This is a genomic window from Pseudoxanthomonas sp. X-1, from assembly GCF_020042665.1.
Taxonomy (GTDB): Bacteria; Pseudomonadota; Gammaproteobacteria; order Xanthomonadales; family Xanthomonadaceae; genus Pseudoxanthomonas_A; species Pseudoxanthomonas_A spadix_A.
The window spans coordinates 1,659,066-1,676,905 of record NZ_CP083376.1 but is presented as its reverse complement, the minus strand read 5'-3'; the positions used below and the strand labels follow the sequence as shown (position 1 = coordinate 1,676,905).

At 69.2% G+C, this 17,840-nt stretch carries 15 protein-coding genes; 3 read left to right on the top strand and 12 right to left on the bottom strand.

Annotation, left to right across the window (positions count from 1 at the left end; genetic code table 11):
• Nucleotides 1-43: 43 nt before the first annotated feature.
• From secD to LAJ50_RS07440, 7 genes are all read right to left on the bottom strand, one after another.
• A complete protein-coding gene (gene secD, locus LAJ50_RS07470; RefSeq protein WP_138654141.1) occupies nt 44-1,930 on the bottom strand; it encodes a protein translocase subunit SecD in 1,887 nt (628 codons plus the stop codon).
• 139 nt (nt 1,931-2,069) lie between these two features.
• On the bottom strand, nt 2,070-2,417 hold the full coding sequence (gene yajC / locus LAJ50_RS07465) for a preprotein translocase subunit YajC (RefSeq protein ID WP_130521110.1): 348 nt from the start codon (nt 2,415-2,417) through the stop codon (nt 2,070-2,072).
• Nucleotides 2,418-2,588: 171 nt separating this feature from the next.
• The gene (gene tgt, locus LAJ50_RS07460) at nt 2,589-3,731 is read right to left on the bottom strand and encodes a tRNA guanosine(34) transglycosylase Tgt (protein ID WP_138654139.1); all 1,143 of its coding nucleotides are present in this window, start codon (nt 3,729-3,731) and stop codon (nt 2,589-2,591) included.
• Nucleotides 3,728-4,771 (bottom strand): tRNA preQ1(34) S-adenosylmethionine ribosyltransferase-isomerase QueA, encoded by a 1,044-nt coding sequence (gene queA / locus LAJ50_RS07455; RefSeq protein ID WP_138654137.1) that lies wholly within the window; start codon nt 4,769-4,771, stop codon nt 3,728-3,730. Before queA ends, tgt begins: the two co-directional genes overlap by 4 nt.
• Before the next feature lie 109 nt (nt 4,772-4,880).
• Complete coding sequence (locus LAJ50_RS07450; protein WP_130551797.1) at nt 4,881-6,290, bottom strand: XVIPCD domain-containing protein; 1,410 nt, start codon at nt 6,288-6,290, stop codon at nt 4,881-4,883.
• On the bottom strand, nt 6,287-6,961 hold the full coding sequence (locus LAJ50_RS07445) for a hypothetical protein (RefSeq protein WP_130551796.1): 675 nt from the start codon (nt 6,959-6,961) through the stop codon (nt 6,287-6,289). Before LAJ50_RS07445 ends, LAJ50_RS07450 begins: the two co-directional genes overlap by 4 nt.
• A 175-nt stretch (nt 6,962-7,136) precedes the next feature.
• Nucleotides 7,137-7,568 (bottom strand): Lrp/AsnC family transcriptional regulator, encoded by a 432-nt coding sequence (locus LAJ50_RS07440; RefSeq protein ID WP_130551795.1) that lies wholly within the window; start codon nt 7,566-7,568, stop codon nt 7,137-7,139.
• Between the two features lie 170 nt (nt 7,569-7,738).
• On the opposite strand from LAJ50_RS07440, the gene LAJ50_RS07435 reads away from it, so the two are divergent.
• On the top strand, nt 7,739-9,238 hold the full coding sequence (locus LAJ50_RS07435; protein ID WP_130551794.1) for an aminotransferase class III-fold pyridoxal phosphate-dependent enzyme: 1,500 nt from the start codon (nt 7,739-7,741) through the stop codon (nt 9,236-9,238).
• Nucleotides 9,239-9,476: 238 nt separating this feature from the next.
• Here LAJ50_RS07435 and LAJ50_RS07430 read toward each other — a convergent pair whose 3' ends face one another.
• On the bottom strand, nt 9,477-10,649 hold the full coding sequence (locus LAJ50_RS07430) for a phytase (protein ID WP_224096510.1): 1,173 nt from the start codon (nt 10,647-10,649) through the stop codon (nt 9,477-9,479).
• On the bottom strand, nt 10,649-13,129 hold the full coding sequence (locus LAJ50_RS07425) for a TonB-dependent receptor (RefSeq protein ID WP_224096553.1): 2,481 nt from the start codon (nt 13,127-13,129) through the stop codon (nt 10,649-10,651). Before LAJ50_RS07425 ends, LAJ50_RS07430 begins: the two co-directional genes overlap by 1 nt.
• A gap of 266 nt (nt 13,130-13,395) precedes the next feature.
• On the opposite strand from LAJ50_RS07425, the gene upp reads away from it, so the two are divergent.
• Nucleotides 13,396-14,028 (top strand): uracil phosphoribosyltransferase, encoded by a 633-nt coding sequence (gene upp, locus LAJ50_RS07420; RefSeq protein ID WP_130521125.1) that lies wholly within the window; start codon nt 13,396-13,398, stop codon nt 14,026-14,028.
• 246 nt (nt 14,029-14,274) lie between these two features.
• On the top strand, nt 14,275-14,568 hold the full coding sequence (locus tag LAJ50_RS07415) for a PsiF family protein (RefSeq protein ID WP_138654133.1): 294 nt from the start codon (nt 14,275-14,277) through the stop codon (nt 14,566-14,568).
• A gap of 184 nt (nt 14,569-14,752) precedes the next feature.
• On the opposite strand, the gene LAJ50_RS07410 is transcribed toward LAJ50_RS07415, so the two are convergent.
• From LAJ50_RS07410 to LAJ50_RS07400, 3 genes are all read right to left on the bottom strand, one after another.
• The gene (locus LAJ50_RS07410) at nt 14,753-15,646 is read right to left on the bottom strand and encodes an MBL fold metallo-hydrolase (protein WP_138654131.1); all 894 of its coding nucleotides are present in this window, start codon (nt 15,644-15,646) and stop codon (nt 14,753-14,755) included.
• A gap of 104 nt (nt 15,647-15,750) precedes the next feature.
• The gene (ggt, locus tag LAJ50_RS07405; protein ID WP_224096552.1) at nt 15,751-17,460 is read right to left on the bottom strand and encodes a gamma-glutamyltransferase; all 1,710 of its coding nucleotides are present in this window, start codon (nt 17,458-17,460) and stop codon (nt 15,751-15,753) included.
• Nucleotides 17,461-17,503: 43 nt separating this feature from the next.
• Complete coding sequence (locus LAJ50_RS07400; protein ID WP_130521133.1) at nt 17,504-17,752, bottom strand: YfhL family 4Fe-4S dicluster ferredoxin; 249 nt, start codon at nt 17,750-17,752, stop codon at nt 17,504-17,506.
• Nucleotides 17,753-17,840: the final 88 nt, after the last annotated feature.

Genomic DNA, 17,840 nt, shown 5'->3' with positions numbered 1-17,840 from the left:
GCAGGACGCGCGTACTGGTGCGGGCTCTTGCGAGGGACTCGCCTTAAATCGCGACCGAGTTGAGCTTCTTGCGGCGACCGTAGATCAGCGTGGCCAGCGCGCGCGAAACGGTGATGGCGGTGAACATCGAGGCGATGATGCCGATCATCATCGTCAGCGCGAAGCCCTTCAGCGGGCCGGTGCCGAAGGCGAACAGCGCGACGCCCACGATCAGGCCGGTCAGGTTGGCGTCCAGGATGGTGCCGCTGGCGCGCTCGTAGCCCTCGGCGATGGCCTTCTTGCCGGGCACCCCCAGGCGCAGTTCCTCGCGGATGCGCTCGTTGACCAGCACGTTGGCGTCCACCGACAGGCCTACCGACAGCGCCAGACCGGCGAAGCCCGGCAGGGTCATGGTCGCGCCGAAGATCGACATCACCGCCACCACGATCAGCAGGTTGAACAGCAGCGCCACCGAGGTGATCGCGCCGAACACGCGGTAGTAGATGGTGAAGAACACCAGGGTGAACAGGAACGAGTACACCACCGCCTTGATGCCGCGCTCGACGTTCTCGGCGCCCAGGCTGGGGCCGATGACGTATTCCTCGACGAAGCTCATCGGCGCGGCCAGGGACCCTGCGCGCAGCAGCTTGGCCAGGTTGTCGGCCTCGTCCTTGGTCAGGCCGGTGGTCTGGAACTTGTTGCTGAACACGCCGTTGATGGTCGAGGGCTGCAGCGCCTCCTCGCTCACGCGCACGCTGCGCACTTCCTTGCCATCGACCACCTTCACTTCCGGAATGCGCTCGATGTAGACCACCGCCATGCGCTTGCCGACGTTGACGCTGGTGAAGTCGAACATGCGCTGGCCGGCGACGCTGTTGAGCGTGATGTCCACCGCCGGCTGGCCGTTCTGGTCGACGTTGGAGACGGCGTTGACCATCTGGTCGCCCGAGGCCAGCACGCGCTTGTTGAGCAGCACCGGGCCACGGTTGTCGCGCAGCTGGTAGAGCTTGGCCTCCGGCGGCACGTTGCCGGTGCGCATGGCCTCCAGCGCATCGCCTTCGACCACGGCGCGGAACTCGATGGTGGCCGTGGCGCCGATCATGCGCTTGGCCGCGGCGGTGTCCTGCACGCCCGGCAGCTCGACCACGATGCGGTCGCTGCCCTGCTGCTGGATCACCGGCTCGGCCACGCCGAGCTGGTTGACGCGATTGCGCAGGGTGGCGATGTTCTGCTGGATCGCATCGCCGGAGATCCGGGTCAGCTCGCTCTCCGGCAGGCCGATGACGATGCGCTGGCCCTGCACGTCGTAGGTCAGCGCCGAGGCGCCGACCAGCGCGCCCGAGGCGGTGGCGTTGGCCGGCGCCAGCACCTTCATCAGCGCATCGCGCGCGGCGGTGGCGCTCTGGCCGTCGGCGACGTTGACCACGATGGTGTTGTTGGCGCCGCGCAGCACCGAATCGACGCGGATCTTGGCATCGCGCAGCGCGACGCGGGCGTCCTCGGCGTAGGCCTCCACGCGCTTGTCCAGCGCGGCCTTCTGGTCCACCTGCAGGGTGAAATGCACGCCCCCCTGCAGGTCCAGACCGCGCACCATCGGCTTGGCGTGCAGCCCGGACAGCCAGGCCGGCACGGTCGATGCCAGGTTCAGCGCCGGGGTGTAGTTCTCGCCCAGCGACTCGCGCAGCGCATCGTTGGCCTTGGCCTGGGCCTCGGGCGTGGACAGGCGCACCAGCAGGTCGCCGTCGCGCTTCTCGATCTGCTTGGGCGTGACGCCCGCGGCCTTGAGCGTCTCATCGACCTTGGCGCGCAGGGCGTCGTCGATGGCCGCGCCACGGCTGGCGGTGATCTGCACGGAAGGGTCCTGGGGATAGATGTTGGGCAGCGCGTAGATCGCGCTCACCACCAGCACCACCAGGATCAGGACGTATTTCCAGCGGGGAAACTCGAGCATTGCTTGGCACCCGCGCCGAGCAGGCGCGCACTTGGTTGATCGAACCTGTGGACACCGGCCCCGGTTCGTGGGGCCGCCGGCACGGCGTTGGACAGCAAGACGGACCGCGCCAGGCGGTCCGTCGGGTGGAACGGGTGGTTCAGACGGCGGACTTCAGGGTGCCCTTGGGCAGCACGTTGCCGACCGCGCCCTTCTGCACCCGCACCTTGACCCCGTCGGCGACTTCAACGGTGACGAAGTTGTCGCCGATCTCGGCCACCGTACCGGCGATGCCGCCAGAGGTGATGACCTCATCGCCGCGCGAGAGCTTGTCCAGCAGGGCCTTGTGCTCCTTCTGGCGCTTCATCTGCGGGCGGATCATCACGAAGTACATCACCGCGATCAGGACGATCGGGAACACCAGCATCGACAGGCCACCGCCCTGCGGGGCGGGCGCGCCGGCGGCCTGGGCGTGGGCGGCGGGGATCAGGAAATCGAGCAGATTCATGTCAACAAGGTCCATGGTTGGGCCGAAAGCAGCCGGGAATTATGCCATGTGGCCGCCACGCCGTGGCCGCAAGGCCGGCGTACGCGCGATTCGCCCAACTCCCCGCATCGTGCAGCGATCCGACAGCGCCGACCGGGCAAAGGTTCCCGGACGTGCGCGGTGACAATCCGGTCACGCCGGCACGGGCACGCCGCGCTGCGCGTAGAAGTCCGCCCGGAAGGCCTGGAACCGCCCCTGCTCGATGGCCTGGCGCATCTGCGCCATGAGCCACTGGTAGTACCACAGGTTGTGCAGGGTGCCGAGCATCGGCCCGAGCATCTCGTTGCAGCGGTCCAGGTGGCGCAGATAGCTGCGGGTGAAGCCGTTGCGGCAGGCGTAGCAGCCGCAGCCGGGCTCGATCACGTCCAGGTCGTGCTCGTACCTGCTGTTGCGGATGCGCACCGTGCCAAAGCGGGTGAAGTAGTGGCCGTTGCGGGCGTTGCGGGTCGGCATGACGCAGTCGAACATGTCCACGCCGCGCGCCACGCCCTCGACCAGGTCCTCGGGCCGGCCCACGCCCATCAGATAGCGCGGCTTGTCGCCCGGCAGCTGCGGGTGCAGGTGGTCGAGCATGGCGTTGCGCTCGTCTTCGGTCTCGCCCACGGCAAGGCCGCCGATGGCGTAGCCGTCGAAGCCGATGTCCTGCAGGCCCTGGGCCGACTGCGAGCGCAGATCGCCGTGCACGCCGCCCTGGACGATGCCGAACAGCGCCGCGTCGTTGCCCAGCGCGTCGTGCGCCTCGCGCGAGCGCCGCGCCCAGCGCAGGGACAGCTCCATCGACTTGTGCACCACCCGCTTGTCGACCGGCTTGCCGTCCACGTTCACCGGCGGGCATTCGTCGAAGATCATCACGATGTCCGAGTCGAGCACGCGCTGGATCTTCATGCTCTCCTCCGGGCCCAGGAACACCTTGGCGCCGTCGGTCGGCGAGGCGAAGGTCACCCCCGCCTCGGTGATCTTGCGCCGGTGCGCCAGCGAGAACACCTGGAAGCCGCCCGAGTCGGTCAGGATCGGCCTGTCCCAGCGCGCGAAACCATGCAGGCCGCCGTGCTGGCCGATGACCTCCAGGCCGGGGCGCAGGTAGAGGTGGAAGGTGTTGCCCAGGATGATTTCCGCACCCAGGTCCCTGATGTGCTCGGGGAACACGCCCTTGACCGAGCCATAGGTGCCCACCGGCATGAACGCCGGCGTCTGCACGGTGCCGCGCGGGAAGCTCAGCTGGCCACGACGGGCGTTGCCGTCGGTGGCCTTGAGCGCGAAGTCCATGCGGCTCATGCCGGCACCTCCTGCGCCTGCGGGAACAGCAGCATGGCGTCGCCGTAGGAGAAGAACCGGTAGCCCTGCTCCACCGCATGTCGGTAGGCCTGCAGGATGCGCGCCTTGCCGGCGAAGGCCGAGACCAGCATCAGCAGCGTGCTCTCGGGCAGATGGAAGTTGGTGATCAGCGCATCGACGCTGGTGATGCGGTAGCCGGGGAAGATGAAGATGCGCGTCTCGCCGGCGAAGGGCTGCAGCTGGCCCTCGCGCGTGGCGCTTTCCAGCGCGCGCACGACCGTGGTGCCGACCGCGACCACCCGCCCGCCGGCGGCGCGGGTGCGGCGGATCTGCTGCACCAGCTCGGCGCCGACGTTGAGCCACTCGCTGTGCATGCGGTGCTCGCGCACGTCGTCCACGCGCATCGCCTGGAAGGTGCCGGCGCCCACGTGCAGGGTGATGTGGCCGAACTGCACGCCCTGGGCCTTCAGCCGCTCCAGCAGCGCCTCATCGAAATGCAGGCCCGCGGTCGGCGCCGCCACCGCGCCCAGCTCGCGCGCGAACACGGTCTGGTAGCGCTCGTCGTCGTCCTGCCCCGGCTCACGGGTGATGTATGGCGGCAGCGGCATGCGCCCGGCCCTGAGCAGCCAGCTGTCCAGCGCGTCGCCGACCTCGAAGCGCAGTTCGTAGAACTCGCCCTCGCGGCCCAGCACCTCGCAGTGGCCGCCGGCGTCCAGCGCGATGCGGCCGCCCGGCTTGGGCGACTTGCTGGCGCCGATCTGCGCATGGGCGCGGTTGTCCGGCAGCAGGCGCTCGATCAGGATCTCGACCCGCCCGCCGGTGTCCTTCTGTCCGAACAGCCGCGCCGGAATGACGCGGGTGTCGTTGAACACCAGCAGGTCGCCGGCGCGCAGCTGGCCCGGCAGGTCGCGTACGTGCAGGTCGGCCAGCGGCGAATCGCCAGGCGGCACCACCAGCAGACGGCTGGCGGAGCGCTCGGGGAGCGGCGCCTGGGCGATCAGCTCGGGCGGCAGGTCGTAGTGGAAATCGGACTTCTTCAACGCGGGCAACCGGCTTCGGGGCAGCCGCGTATTCTAGCGGGCCTGCGTCGCGACCCCCGGGCCCGGGCGGAGGGCTCGCCCGTTCACGGGGCGAGCCTGGCCCGTCGGCTCAGCCCATCACCGGGCCCTGGACGACCGGATTGGCGCGTTCCTGCGCCTGCTGGCGCGCATTGGTCTGGGCCAGCTGATCGGCGGCCAGCTGCCATTGCGCGGTACTGGCCTCCACCGGACGCTGCACGGCGCTGGCCACTTCCACCTGCGCCCGCTGGCGCGCCTCGGCCGGGCCGTTGGACGCCTCCACGGCGAACGCGCGGCTGCCGTCCTGGCTCAACCCCACCTGCGCGATCGAGGACAGGTGCGGACTGGCCGCGGTCAGCGCCGCGGCCAGGCGCTCGCTGCTGCCGTCGGGCGCGCGACCCATGCCCTGGTCGATCTGCACGACCCCGGCGTAGGCCTGCTGGTAGCGACCGTTGGCCGGGTGACCCGGGTCGCGCATGTCGGGCAGCGGCACCGCGCCAGGCGCGAGCGAGGCGCCGTGCTGGCGATGCTGCTCCCGGCGCGCGGGCTCGCCCGCGGGCAGGGACGGCTCGATGAGTTCGCGGATCCGGTCGACGGCAGGACCGGGGCCTCGGAGGATCTCGCCTGCATCGCCCAACGCGCTCGCGCCGCGGCGGATCGCCCGGATATCGCTCCGGTAGCCTTCGATCATGTGCTCGTGTTCGCGCGCCCGCGTCCGCGCCGCCGGATCGCCCAGCGCCGACACGTCGGGCTTGTAGTTGCCGTCGACGTTGAGGAAGTTGTGCATCATGTGCGAGGTGTTCACCGACGCCGCGATCGGATGATCCGGTGTCAGCGCGTCGGCGATCACGCCGTCCCGATAGCCGGCCACGCGCAGCTGCGTGATCTCAGAAGCCTTGGCGTAGATGCGGACCTGCCCGTAGTGCGGGCTGGCCGAGCTGACCACGTCGGCCGCCATGACGTGATTGATGAATTTCGGCGTGGCTTCCTCGGGAATCCGCAGTCCCAGGCTGGCGGCGCCATAGGGGTTGAAGGCCTCGCCGCGCAGATCGAAGTGGTGCGCGGTGATCTGCGCCAGCGTGCCGCCGAGGGAGTGGCCGGTGACGGTGACTTCGGGCACCTTCTCATGGCGCTTCTTCGCATCCATCTCGGCGAGGTCGAGCGCCCTGCCCGTTAATGCGATCGCGTCGGCAGCCTGCTGGTTTGCCCGGCTGAAGACCATGCCGCCGTCAGTTAGCAAGCCATCTCTGAGCGGCTCCCGCGTGAACTCGGTTCCGCGATGGGCCACGATGATTTCGTGGGTATCTTCCCGCTGGAAGATGGTGCCTTGATAGCCAGACGGCTTGTCGACATAGGCCAGTATTTTGTAATGCGTCCCGTCCGGCATGGTGACCGACTTACCCACCAGCGAGGCGATATCGATCTTCTCATTACCCTTCTGATCCCGGCCGTAGCTGAAATCCGCGAGATCGGCGTACTGCTGGCTCTGCATCGTCTTCATTTCGCGTCATCCTTGACTGGCGTAAATGTCACCGTGAACAGATCCTGGTCTTGAACCGACGGACCATAGTCCGATCGGCCACCGCCCGTATCGGGGTAGTCCTCGACCCCCTCTGCTTCAGGGTACGTAACCCGGTTGAAGTACACGTTCTCGGGCGAGCCGGCCAACAGCTTGTCGTCGGGAATACTCGGAATGAACAACGTCTCGGCGTGCGCACCGGTGGCTTTCATATGCACCCGGAACTGGATCAGCTTCCAGTGGCAGACGCCGCGCCCGGTGTAGTCCTGGTCGAGCATCTGGTCGGCATAGACCGTTCCGACATACTCGGTGTCGGAGACCTTCTGCAGCGGGATCTCGACATCGTCGGTGGGCACAGGGGCGGTGCGGCCACCGGGATTGTCCTTGGGTGGGCTCAGGCACTCCTTGTTGACCACGTCGTACTGCGCCAGCGCCTTCATCCAGGCGAAGGGGCCCGGGGCATCCTTGATGGTCATGGTGATGCGGTAGGCATCCTTGGGCGCGGGATTGCGCGCGGACGCAAGGGTGCCGCCGTGATCGGCAGTCGGGGAGGTCACAGCATTCATATCGGTCCTTGAATCTGAAGGAGAACAGGCCGCCAGGGCGAACAACAGCGCGGGCGCGGCAAACAAGCGGGGCTGGGTGCGCGTCATGGGGTCCTTCCACGGGGGAATCGGCAAGCCTTGCGCGAATGGTCCCTACCGCGGGCGGGCCTGTCAAATCGAGGTGCGACGCAGCACGGGGAGGTGCTGAACATGATCAGGCGGGATGACAGCCTGGGGTTTCCGCGCGACCCCAGCCGTGCGGCGCGTCGCGCGACAGGACGCCTCAGCGCTCGAACTTGGTCGACAGCACGATCGAGGAAGTGGTGCGCTCGACGCCGTCGATGGCGCCGATGCGGTCGGTCAGCTCGTCCATCTCGCCCACCGTGGGCGCCATGCCGATGGCGATCAGGTCGTGCGGGCCGCTGACCGAATGCAGGGCACGCACCTGGGCCATCGCCCGCAGCGCATTGGTCACGGCGACCATCTGCTTGGGCCGCACGGTGATCAGGATGTGGGCGCGGATATGGCCGTGCTCCACGTCGTCGCGCAGGCGCACGGTGTAGCCGGCGATCACGCCCTGGCGCTCCAGTTTCTCCAGCCGGCTCTGCGCGGTGGTGCGCGACACGCCCAGGCGGCGGGCCAGTTCGGCCACCGGCGCGCGCGCGTCCTCGCGCAGCAGGGCCAGCAGGGCCTGATCGGGGGCGGATATCGCCATTGTGCGCAGCTCCCATCGTCGATACGACGAAAAAACCAGTGGATTCGCCAGGATCATACCTGTCGAATCGACGGTCGTTGCTCCAATAATGCAGCCATACCCGTGTGTCCCCTGGCGCTTCGCGCTGCTGCGCTGCGTCATTCCGTCCGTTCGCCCAAGGAGACCTGCCGATGTCCGTGACCGCTCCCCTCGCCCCGCTGCGCGCCCGTGCCGGCGCCCGCCAGACCGAAGGCCTGGACGAGGCCACCCTGGCGCGACTGGCGCCCGGCCACCCGGACCTGGGCCGCGCCATCGCCGCGGCCGCCGCGCAGTTCGCCGCGCTGGAGGACACGTTCGATGCGCTGCTGGACCTGGACGAGGCCGACCAGGTCGCGCGCGTGCAGGCGGGCTACGTCAACTTCTATGCCGACGATGCGGTGAACCCCTATATCGCCCTGGCCGCGTGCGGCCCTTGGGTGGTCACGCTGAAGGGTGCGGTGCTCTACGACGCCGGCGGCTACGGGATGATCGGCTTCGGCCACACGCCCGATGCGGTGCTGGCGGCCATGGCCCAGCCGCAGGCGATGGCCAACATCATGACGCCCAGCCTCTCGCAGCTGCGCTTCGATGCGGCCCTGCGCGCCGAGATCGGCCACACCCGCGCCGAGGGCTGCCCGTACGCGAAGTTCCTGTGCCTGAACTCGGGTTCGGAGTCGGTCGGCCTGGCCGCGCGCATCGCCGACATCAACGCCAAGCTGATGACCGACCCGGGCGCGCGCCACGCCGGCGCCACCATCAAGCGCGTGGTGGTCAAGGGCAGTTTCCACGGGCGCACCGACCGCCCCGGGCTGTACTCGGATTCCAGCCGCAAGGCCTATACCCAGCACCTGGCCAGCTATCGCGGCGAGGATTCGGTGATCGCCGTGCCGCCCTACGACGAGGCGGCCCTGCGCAAGGTGTTCGCCGATGCGCAGGCGAACGGCTGGTTCATCGAGGCGGTGTTCCTGGAGCCGGTCATGGGCGAAGGCGACCCGGGCCGCGCGCTGCCGCCGGCCTTCTACGCCGCCGCGCGTGAGCTCACCCGCGCCCACGGCAGCCTGCTGCTGGTCGACTCGATCCAGGCCGGCCTGCGCGCGCATGGCGTGCTGTCGGTGGTGGACTACCCGGGCTTCGAGGGCCTGGAAGCGCCGGACATGGAGACCTATTCCAAGGCGCTCAACGCCGCCCAGTACCCGCTGTCGGTGCTGGCGGTGACCGAGCACGCCGCGCGCCTGTACCGCAAGGGCGTGTACGGCAACACCATGACCAGCAATCCGCGCGCCCTGGAGACCGCCTGCGCCACGCTGGCCCTGCTCACCCCGCAGGTGCGCGAGAACATCCGCACGCGCGGCGCGCAGGCCGTGGCCAAGCTTGAACAGCTCCGGGCCGAACTGGGCGGGCTGATCACCAACGTGCAGGGCACCGGCCTGCTGTTCTCGTGCGAACTGGCGCCGCAGTTCAAGTGCTACGGCGCCGGCTCGACCGAGGAATGGCTGCGCATGCGCGGACTCAACGTGATCCACGGCGGCGCCAACTCGCTGCGCTTCACTCCGCATTTCCTGATGGATGCGGACGAACTGGACCTACTGGTGTCGATGGTCGGCCAGGCCCTGCGCGAGGGGCCGCGCCAGCAGCAGGCGCAGGCGGCCTGATCCGCCAGGCCCGATGCAGCAGGAAGGCCCGCGCAAGCGGGCCTTCTTGTCTGGCACTTCGACGGATGGATCGGGGTTTCTTGCGACGTTCGACCCGACGCCCCAGGCAGGGCGCGCGCGGCAGCGGGCCGGCGGGCGGACCCCGAGCGCCCGAATCAGGGCAGCCCCGATCGAGGGACAAGCGGCCACTGCCCGCTGGACCGCTGCTCCTTTCGAAGAAAGCCGATACGACAGGACGCTAGGACTTGCAGGCCGGCAGCGCCAGCGCCTTGGCGATGTCGCGCCAGTCGAACGCGGCCACCGCCTGGTCGTCGTGCAGCGCATAGAACGCGCCCTGCGGGAAGCGCGCATCGCCGCGCGCGTCCATCCACACCCCGTCGGTGTTGGCCGTGACCTGCCCGGCGAAGGCGCCCAGGTGCCGCAGCGTCCTGCGATCGAACACATGGAACAGGCTGCGGTCCTTGAACTGGTCGGTGCCGATCCAGTAGCCGCCGCCATCCGCGCAGGCCAGCAGCGCGATGCCCTCGGCCTGCGCCTTGTACAGCCCCGCGCCGATGTCGCGGCCGGTGTAGGTGCCGTCGGAGAGCCGGTACTCGCGCAGGCGCGTGCCGGTGGGCACGTCCTCCTCGGCCAGCAGCAGGCGGTCGTTGTCCGCGTCGCCATAGACCGACTCGGCGATGCGGATCGCGCCCTCCTGCGCGGTGTCGCCGAAGGTCTGGCGCAGGGTCGCCTGCCACTGCCCGCCTTCGCGGCTGAGCTGGTAGCGGCGGAAGCGCTGCCCCAGCTGCGCCAGCGGCGGCACGGTGTCCTCGTCGGCGCCCAGCATGTAGTTGTCGCTGACGATGACCTCGATGCCTTCGTCCTTGGGGTGCGCCCACAGGCCGTAGGGTTTCTTGAGCTCCTCGCTGCCGAACACCGCCACCGACTTGAAGTCCGGCAGCGAGAACGCCTGCACGCGGTGGTTGTCGCGTTCGACCACCAGCGCCAGGTCGCCCACCACCGACACCCCGTTGGGCCGATCCAGCTGGCCCGGCGCGGCGCCCTTGGCGGCGACGGTGCGCAGACGCTTGCCGGTGTCGCCGTCGAACACCACCAGCTCACCGGTCTTCTTGGCGGTGGTGATGACCCAGCGCGCGCCATCCGGGGCGGCCCACACCGCCGGCGAATCCAGATTGTCCTGCGGCGTGGCGGCGGTGACGAAGGCCTCGGTCACCACCTGGTGCGGCACGTTGGCCGTGGCCAGCAGTGGATCGCCGGTGCCGGCTTCGTCGGGTTCGCGGTCGCTTGTCGCGGACGTGGTTGGCGGCGCGGAGGCGGCAGGCGCTGCGACCGGCGCTGGGTCGCAGGCCGACAGCAGCGCGCACGCGATCGCCAGCGCGGCCGCGCCGCGCGGCAGGCGGACGGCGGCCATCACAGCTTCACCTTCAGGCCGACCGCGAAGCTGCGGCCGTATTCCTCGAACTGCTGGGTATGGGCGCGATCGCCCTGGTAGCGCTCCAGCGGCTTGTCCAGCAGATTGGAGGCATCGAAGAACAGCTGCACGCTGTCGCTCAGCTGCACGTCCAGGCCGAAGTCCAGCTGCGTGTTCGGGGCCACGTAGATATCGTATGGCGCCGAGCCGCCGAGCTCGTCCAGGTACGCGCTGCGGTACACCGCCGACACGCGCGCGGACACACCGTACTTCTCGTAGCCCAGGTAGCCGCTGTACACATGACGGGAGGCGCGCGGCAGCATGAAGTCCTCGCCCTGGCGCGTGGCCACGCCAGGATCGAAGTCGGTATCCAGCCAGGTGCCGCTGGCACCGACCAGCAGGCCGTTCCAACCCTCGGGCAGGAAGTCGAGCTGCTGCTGGTAGTTGAACTCGGCGCCCAGCACCTTGGCGTTGTCGCCGTTGATGGCGCGCGTGACGTCGAAGCCGGCGTAGGCCGGGTCGTTGTTGCTGACCGTGTCGACGATATAGCCGTCGATCCACTTGCGGAACAGCCCCAGCGAAACGATGCCGCTCTGCCCCAGGTACTTCTCGAACGACAGGTCCAGGTTGGTCGACACGTAGGGATCGAGGTCGGGATTGCCCAGCTCGACCTCCTCGTCGTCGCGGTTGATCGTCGCGTGCGGGGCGATCTGGCCGAACCCGGGCCGCGAGACGGTCTTGTTCAACGCCGCGCGCAGCGTCCAGCCCTCACCGCCGTCCCAGCGCAGGTGCAGACCCGGCAGCACGTTGGTGTAGCTGCGGTGCGCCTTCAGCGACGTGGCGAAGGTTCCGTCGTCCTGGATCTCGATGCGGTTGCCGGTGGCGGTGAAGCTGGTGTTCTCCGCGCGCACGCCGGCGATCACGCGCAGCGCGCCGATGTCCCAGGTGCCCATGGCGTAGGCGGCCAGGATGTCTTCCTTGGAGGTGTAGTCCTCGGCCAGCGCGGCGATCGCGTTGCTGGCCACATCGCCGTCGGCAACGCTGTAGCGCGCGCCGTTCTGCGCCCAGTACGCACGCATGGCCGAGGAGCTCAGCGCCTGGCCCAGGCTGTTGTGGCGATGCTCCGGCGCGGCGACCGTCCACGTGGTCGGGTCGATGGCCGGGCCCTTGGACAGCTCAGGCTCGTTCTTGTCCACATCGCGGTCGCGGAAACGACCGAGCAGGCCCAGCTTGTAGCTGGCGTGGTCGCCGTCGAAGCGCGCGTTGATCTTGGCGCTGACCTCCTTGTCGTCCGTGCTGCCCGGCGAAAGCACCCACTTGTTGAAGGCGTAGTTGGCGTTGTCGGCCCAGCGCTCGCTGGAGAAGTCGATGTCCGGCAGGCGGTCGGTCTGGTCGATGCTGGCCGTCAGCCCCTTCTTGGCAGCCTTGGTGATCTTGAAGCGGGCCTCCTGCTCGTCGGGCACGCGCTCCTCGGTCTTGGTGTAGCCAAGCTGGTAGTCCAGCACCGCACCGCTCAGCCGGTTCTCGCCGCCGAAGCTGGCGGCGGCGGTGTTCTCCTTCTTGGTGCGGAAGCGCACGCGCTTGCTCAGGTCGTCCACCGGCGCCAGGTAGGTGCCGTCGCCCCGGGCCACGACGGTGTCCGGGTCGAAGTCGATGACGGTGTTCTGCCGGGTCTCGGCATCCTGGTAGTCGCTGTAGAGCGTGCGCAGGTAATAGCGGTTGTCCGTGTCAGGGCGCCAGTCCAGGTTGAGGTTGGCGCCCCAGCGCTTGCGCTCGATGGAGTACTTGCGGCGCTGCTGCTGGACCATGAACAAGTCGCCGTTGTCCAGCGCGTCGTACTCCCCTTCGGTGTTGTCCGACTCGAACCTGCGGTTCTGGTAGTTCAGGCCCAGCGCCACGCCGAAGGTGTCCTCGGCGAAGCGCTCGCTGTAGTTGAAGGCGGCCCGCGGGCTGGTATGCCCGCTGAGCTGCTGGTGATCGGCCTCGAGCCTGCCGCGCAGGCTGCGGCCCTCGCGGTCGAAGGCCGAGGCCGATTCGACCTCGATCGCCCCGCCGATCGAATCGCCCGGCATGTCAGGCGTCGGCGACTTGACGACCTTCAGGCGTTCGGTCGAATCGGACGGGATCAGGTCCAGCGGCGTGGCGCGGTTGTCGCTCTCGGTCGTGCCGATGGCAATGCCGTCGATGGTGACGCTGTTGAGCGCCGCGTCCAGGCCGCGCACGACCACGTAGCGGCCCTCGCCCTGGTCGCGGGTGACGCTGACGCCCGGCAGGCGCGAGACCGACTCGGCCACGTTCTGGTCGGGGTAGTCGCCCACATCGTCCGCGGCGACCGCGTCGAGGATGGCGTTGCTGTCGCGCTTGAGGTCGATCGCGCGGACCTGCGCCTCAAGCTGTGGGCGAACCACCAGCCGGTCCAGCGTGGTGGCCTCGGCCGCAGGCGCGGACGCGGCCGGAGCATCGGCGGCGGAACCGGCCAGCACGGGCGGGACCACCAGCGCGGACAGGGTGAGCGAGATGGCGCAGGCGAGGCGATGGCGCGTCAACACGGTGTGTCGTTCCCCAACGAACAAAGATGGGGCGGCACGGTATTGCGACCAGATTTCCGCACCGTGACACATGCGGCAAAGTGACGGGGCGGTCACCTTCCGGCGCGCAGCGCCGGGAGGCCCCGACGCGCCCGCGACTGGGCCAGTACGCGGGCGATGCGGCACACTGGCCCGCCCGCCTTCGCTCACTGCCACACATGAAAACCGTCGAAGTCCGCCACCCCCTGGTCCGCCACAAGATCGGCCTGCTGCGCGATGCGTCCCTGAGCACCAAGGGCTTCCGCGAGCTGGTCACCGAACTGGGCACGCTGCTGGCCTACGAGGCCACCGCCGATCTGCACACCGAGACCGAGACCATGCAGGGCTGGGCCGGCCCGGTGGAGGTGCAGAAGATCGCCGGCGCCAAGATCACCCTGGTGCCGATCCTGCGCGCGGGGCTGGGCATGCTGCCCGGCGTGCTGGCGCTGATCCCGGCCGCGCGCGTGAGCGTGGTCGGCCTGCAGCGCGACGAGGAGACCCTGCAGCCGGTGCCCTACTTCGAGCGCCTGACCGGCCGCCTGGAAGAGCGCGACGCGCTGATCCTGGACCCGATGCTGGCCACCGGCGGCACGCTGATCGCCACCATCGACATGCTCAAGCGCGCCGGCGCGCGCCGCATCAAGGGCATCTTCCTGGTCGCCGCGCCCGAGGGCCTCAAGGCCCTGGAGGCCGCGCACCCGGACGTGGAGGTCTACACAGCCGCCATCGACGACCATCTCAACGAGAAGGGCTACATCCTGCCGGGCCTCGGCGACGCCGGCGACCGCATCTTCGGCACGCGCGTGGGCTGACCGGCGGCCCGGCCGGGCACCTGCCCCGTGGGAGCCGTCACGGCGGCGATGGGGCTTTGCCGGGAAGGCCCCATCGCCGCCATTGGCCGAAAAGGCCACAAGGGCGGCTCCCGCCGAGCAGGAAACAGGTGGCTGAACGCCGCTCAGCCCTCCCTGCCCCATGTCGCAGCGCTGCCACACATCGGCACCGGGGCCGGGCGTAGGATCCGCCCGCGTCACCCATCTTCCCTTTCGGAGAGCCACGCCATGACCCGTTCGATCCTGCTGGCCTGCGCGCTGCTGGCCGGCGCCGTGAGCGCCAATGCCCTTGCCGCGCAATCGAGTTCCCAGACCCGCATGGCCGAGTGCTCGGCCCAGAACAAGGGCAAGAAGGGCGAGGACTACAAGGCGGCGCAGAAGGCCTGCCTGAGCGCCAAGCCGGCCGCGGCCGCCGCCACGCCGCAGGAGCGCATGAAGTCCTGCAACGCCGACGCCTCGGCGAAGAAGCTCGCCGGCGACGCGCGCAAGACCTTCATGTCCAGCTGTCTCAAGAAGAGCTAGTGATTCGCGCCCAGGCGGCGCGGACAAGGTAGACAAGTGTGGGAGCCGCCCTTGTGGCCTTTTTGGCCAATGGCGGCGATGGGCTTTACCGGTAAATCCTCATCGTCGCCATGGCGGCTCCCACCAAACAGCACCCGCCCGTGCAGCCCCGAGCGGGTTCCCACCGGGAGCGTCCACTTGCGGCTCAGGCCGCCAGCGGCCTGGCGTGGAGTTCGGCCACCTCGTGCGCGGTGCCGAAGCGGCCCTGCGCGTCGCGGGTGACCTGGGCCAGGGCGCAGTCGGTGTCGTGGGTGAAGAACAGCCGCACCCCGCGCGCCAGCGCATCGTCCAGGAAGGCGCGCTTCTCGTCGATCAGCAGTTCGGCATTGCGGTCGTAGCCCATCGTGATCGGCACGTGCACCCAGAAGCGCCCCGGGATCAGGTCGGCGCAGAAGGCCACCCCGCCGTGCGCCCGTCCCTGCGCGTCGCGCTGCGCGCCGACGATCTCGGCCAGCATCAGCCCGGGCGTGTGGCCATCGCTGAAGGTGAAGCGCACCGCCTCGCCCAGCGCCCGCGCATGCGGGCCCTCCACCAGCTCCAGCCGGCCGCTGGCCTCCAGCAGGCCGGGCAGCTCGGGGATGAAGCTGGCCCGGTCGCGCGGATGCGGCGCCCGCGCCCGCTGCCAGTGCGCCGCGCCGACCACGAAGGTCGCCTTGGGGAACAGCAGCGCAGGGGGCCGGCCTTCCTGCCACGGCGCCAACAGGCCGCCGGCATGGTCGAAGTGCAGGTGGCTCAGCACCACCACGTCGATGTCCTCGTGCGAGAAGCCGGCGCGCGCCAGGGAGTCGAGCAGCACATGCTCCGGTTCGACCACGCCATAGCGCTCACGCAGTTTCGGCTCGAAGAACGCGCCGATGCCGGTCTCGAACAGCACCGTCCTGCCGTCGAGGTCCTCGACCAGCAGCGCGCGACAGGCCAGGGCGATGCGGTTGCCCGCATCGGGCTCCACCCAGCGCGCCCACAGCGCGCGCGGCGCGTTGCCGAACATCGCCCCGCCATCGAGCTTCTGCGAATTGCCCAGGATCGACCAGAGTTTCATGCCTGCCTCCTCCCGAAGGCTGTGTTGCACGGCGCCTCGCGCGCCGGAAGCGAAGAAGGCGACGCAGCCGCGTCGCCTTCCTCATCGCACGACGTCGCCGATCTTCAGGGCGCCGTCGTGGTCAGGATCTCCGCGGCGCCGACCGGATTGCGCGGGTCGCTGCCGCCGCTGAGGGTGTTGGTCTTGCGATCCCATTCCACCGTCTGCAGGTTGCCCCAGACGTGGCTGGAACCGCGACCGCCGGCGGCCTCGTCTCCGGGCTGTTCGACCTTGTGGCCCATCGCCTCCAGCGCCTTGATCGTCTCCGCCGAGAAGGTACCGGTCTCGGCGTCGATGACATCCGGCAGCCACTGATGGTGGTAGCGCGGCAACGCGGCGACCTGCTGCGCGCTCAGCCCATCGTCGTAGCCCAGGATGCCCAGCAGCACCATGGTGATGATGCGGCTGCCGCCCGGCGTGCCCAGCACGATGGTCTTGTCGGCGTTCTCCATGAAGGTGGGCGTCATCGAGCTCAAGGGGCGCTTGCCCGGCTTGGGCGCGTTGGCCTCGTAGCCCATCACGCCGAAGGCGTTGGGCGTGCCGGGCTTGAGCGCGAAGTCGTCCATCTCGTCGTTGAGCAGCACGCCGGTGCCCTTGGGGATCAGGCCCGAGCCGTACAGCAGGTTGACCGTCTGGGTCGCGCCGACGCGGTTGCCCTGGCCGTCGATGATCGAGAAGTGCGTGGTCTCGTCGTCTTCCAGCGGCGTCGGGTTGCCCGAGAGCAGATCGCTGGGCGTGGCCTTGTCCGGGTTGATGGTCGAACGCAGCCCCAGCGCGTAGTCCTTGCTCAGCAGGACCTTCTGCGGAATGGTGGTGAAATCCGGATCGCCCAGGAAGAAGGTGCGGTCGCGGTAGGCGCGGCGCATGGCCTCGACCACCAGGTGGGTGCGGTGGGCCGGGTCCATCGCCTTGAGGTCGTAGCCCTCGACGATCTGCAGGATCTCGGCCAGCGCGATGCCACCGGAGGACGGCGGCGGCACGGTGGTGATCTTCCAGCCCTTGTAGTCGAACTGGATCGGCGCGCGCGTCTTGACCTGGTAGCCGGCCAGCTCCTGCGCCGTCCACTGGCCGCCGGCGGCCTTGACGCCGGCCAGCAGCTTCCTGGCCGTCTCGCCCTTGTAGAAGCCGTCGCGGCCCTTCTCGGCCAGCAGGGTCAGGGTATGGGCCAGCTCGGGCTGCTTGAAGATCTCGCCGGTCTGGATCGGCTTGCCGCCGCGCAGGTAGACCTCGCGCGTGCCGGGATACTTCTCCATCTCCTTGGCGCGCTGGGCATAGCCGCGGGCCATGCGGTCGTAGACCGGGAAGCCTTCGGTGGCGATGCGGATGGCCGGCGCCAGCGACTGCCTGAGCGGCAGCTTGCCGTGCTTCTCGGCCAGTTCCACCAGCGCCGCCGGCAGGCCGGGGATGCCGGCCGACCACGGACCGTTGATCGACTTGGACTGGTCGAGCTTGCCGTCCTTGTCTAGATACTTGTCCGGCGAGGCCGACTCGGGCGCGGTCTCGCGCGCGTCGATCATCGTGTCCTGGCCGGTGCTCGCGTCGTGCAGCAGGAAGAACCCGCCGCCGCCGAGCCCCGAGCTGATCGGCTCGACCACGCCCAGGGTGGAGGAAACCGCCACCGCCGCGTCGAAGGCGTTGCCGCCCTGGCGGATGATCTCGAGGCCGGCCTCGGTGGCCAGCTTGTGGCCGGAGGCGATCGCCGCGCCGGGCGGATGGGTGGCCTGCTGCGCACTGGCAGCGACCGGCAACAGGACCGTCAGGGCGACGGCGAACAGGCTCGAACGTTTCACGCGCTCTCCAAGGGGTTGAGGAATCGGATCATTCACCCTGCAGGCGCTGGAGCTTGGCCAGCAGGTCCTCCCGGCTTTCAGGATACGCCGGGTCGGGATCGATGCACTCCACCGGGCACACCACCACGCACTGCGGCTCGTCGAAATGGCCCACGCATTCGGTACAGCGCGCCGGGTCGATGACATAGATCTCCTCGCCCATCGCGATGGCCTGGTTGGGACAGGCCGGCTCGCAGACGTCGCAGTTGACGCACAGGGAGTTGATCTTCAGCGACATGGAAGGCGGTTGGGCGCGGCGGGCACGGAGCGATGGGAACCCGCATTATCCCCCAGGTCCGCGCCCAGGCCGCGCCACGGACCGCGGT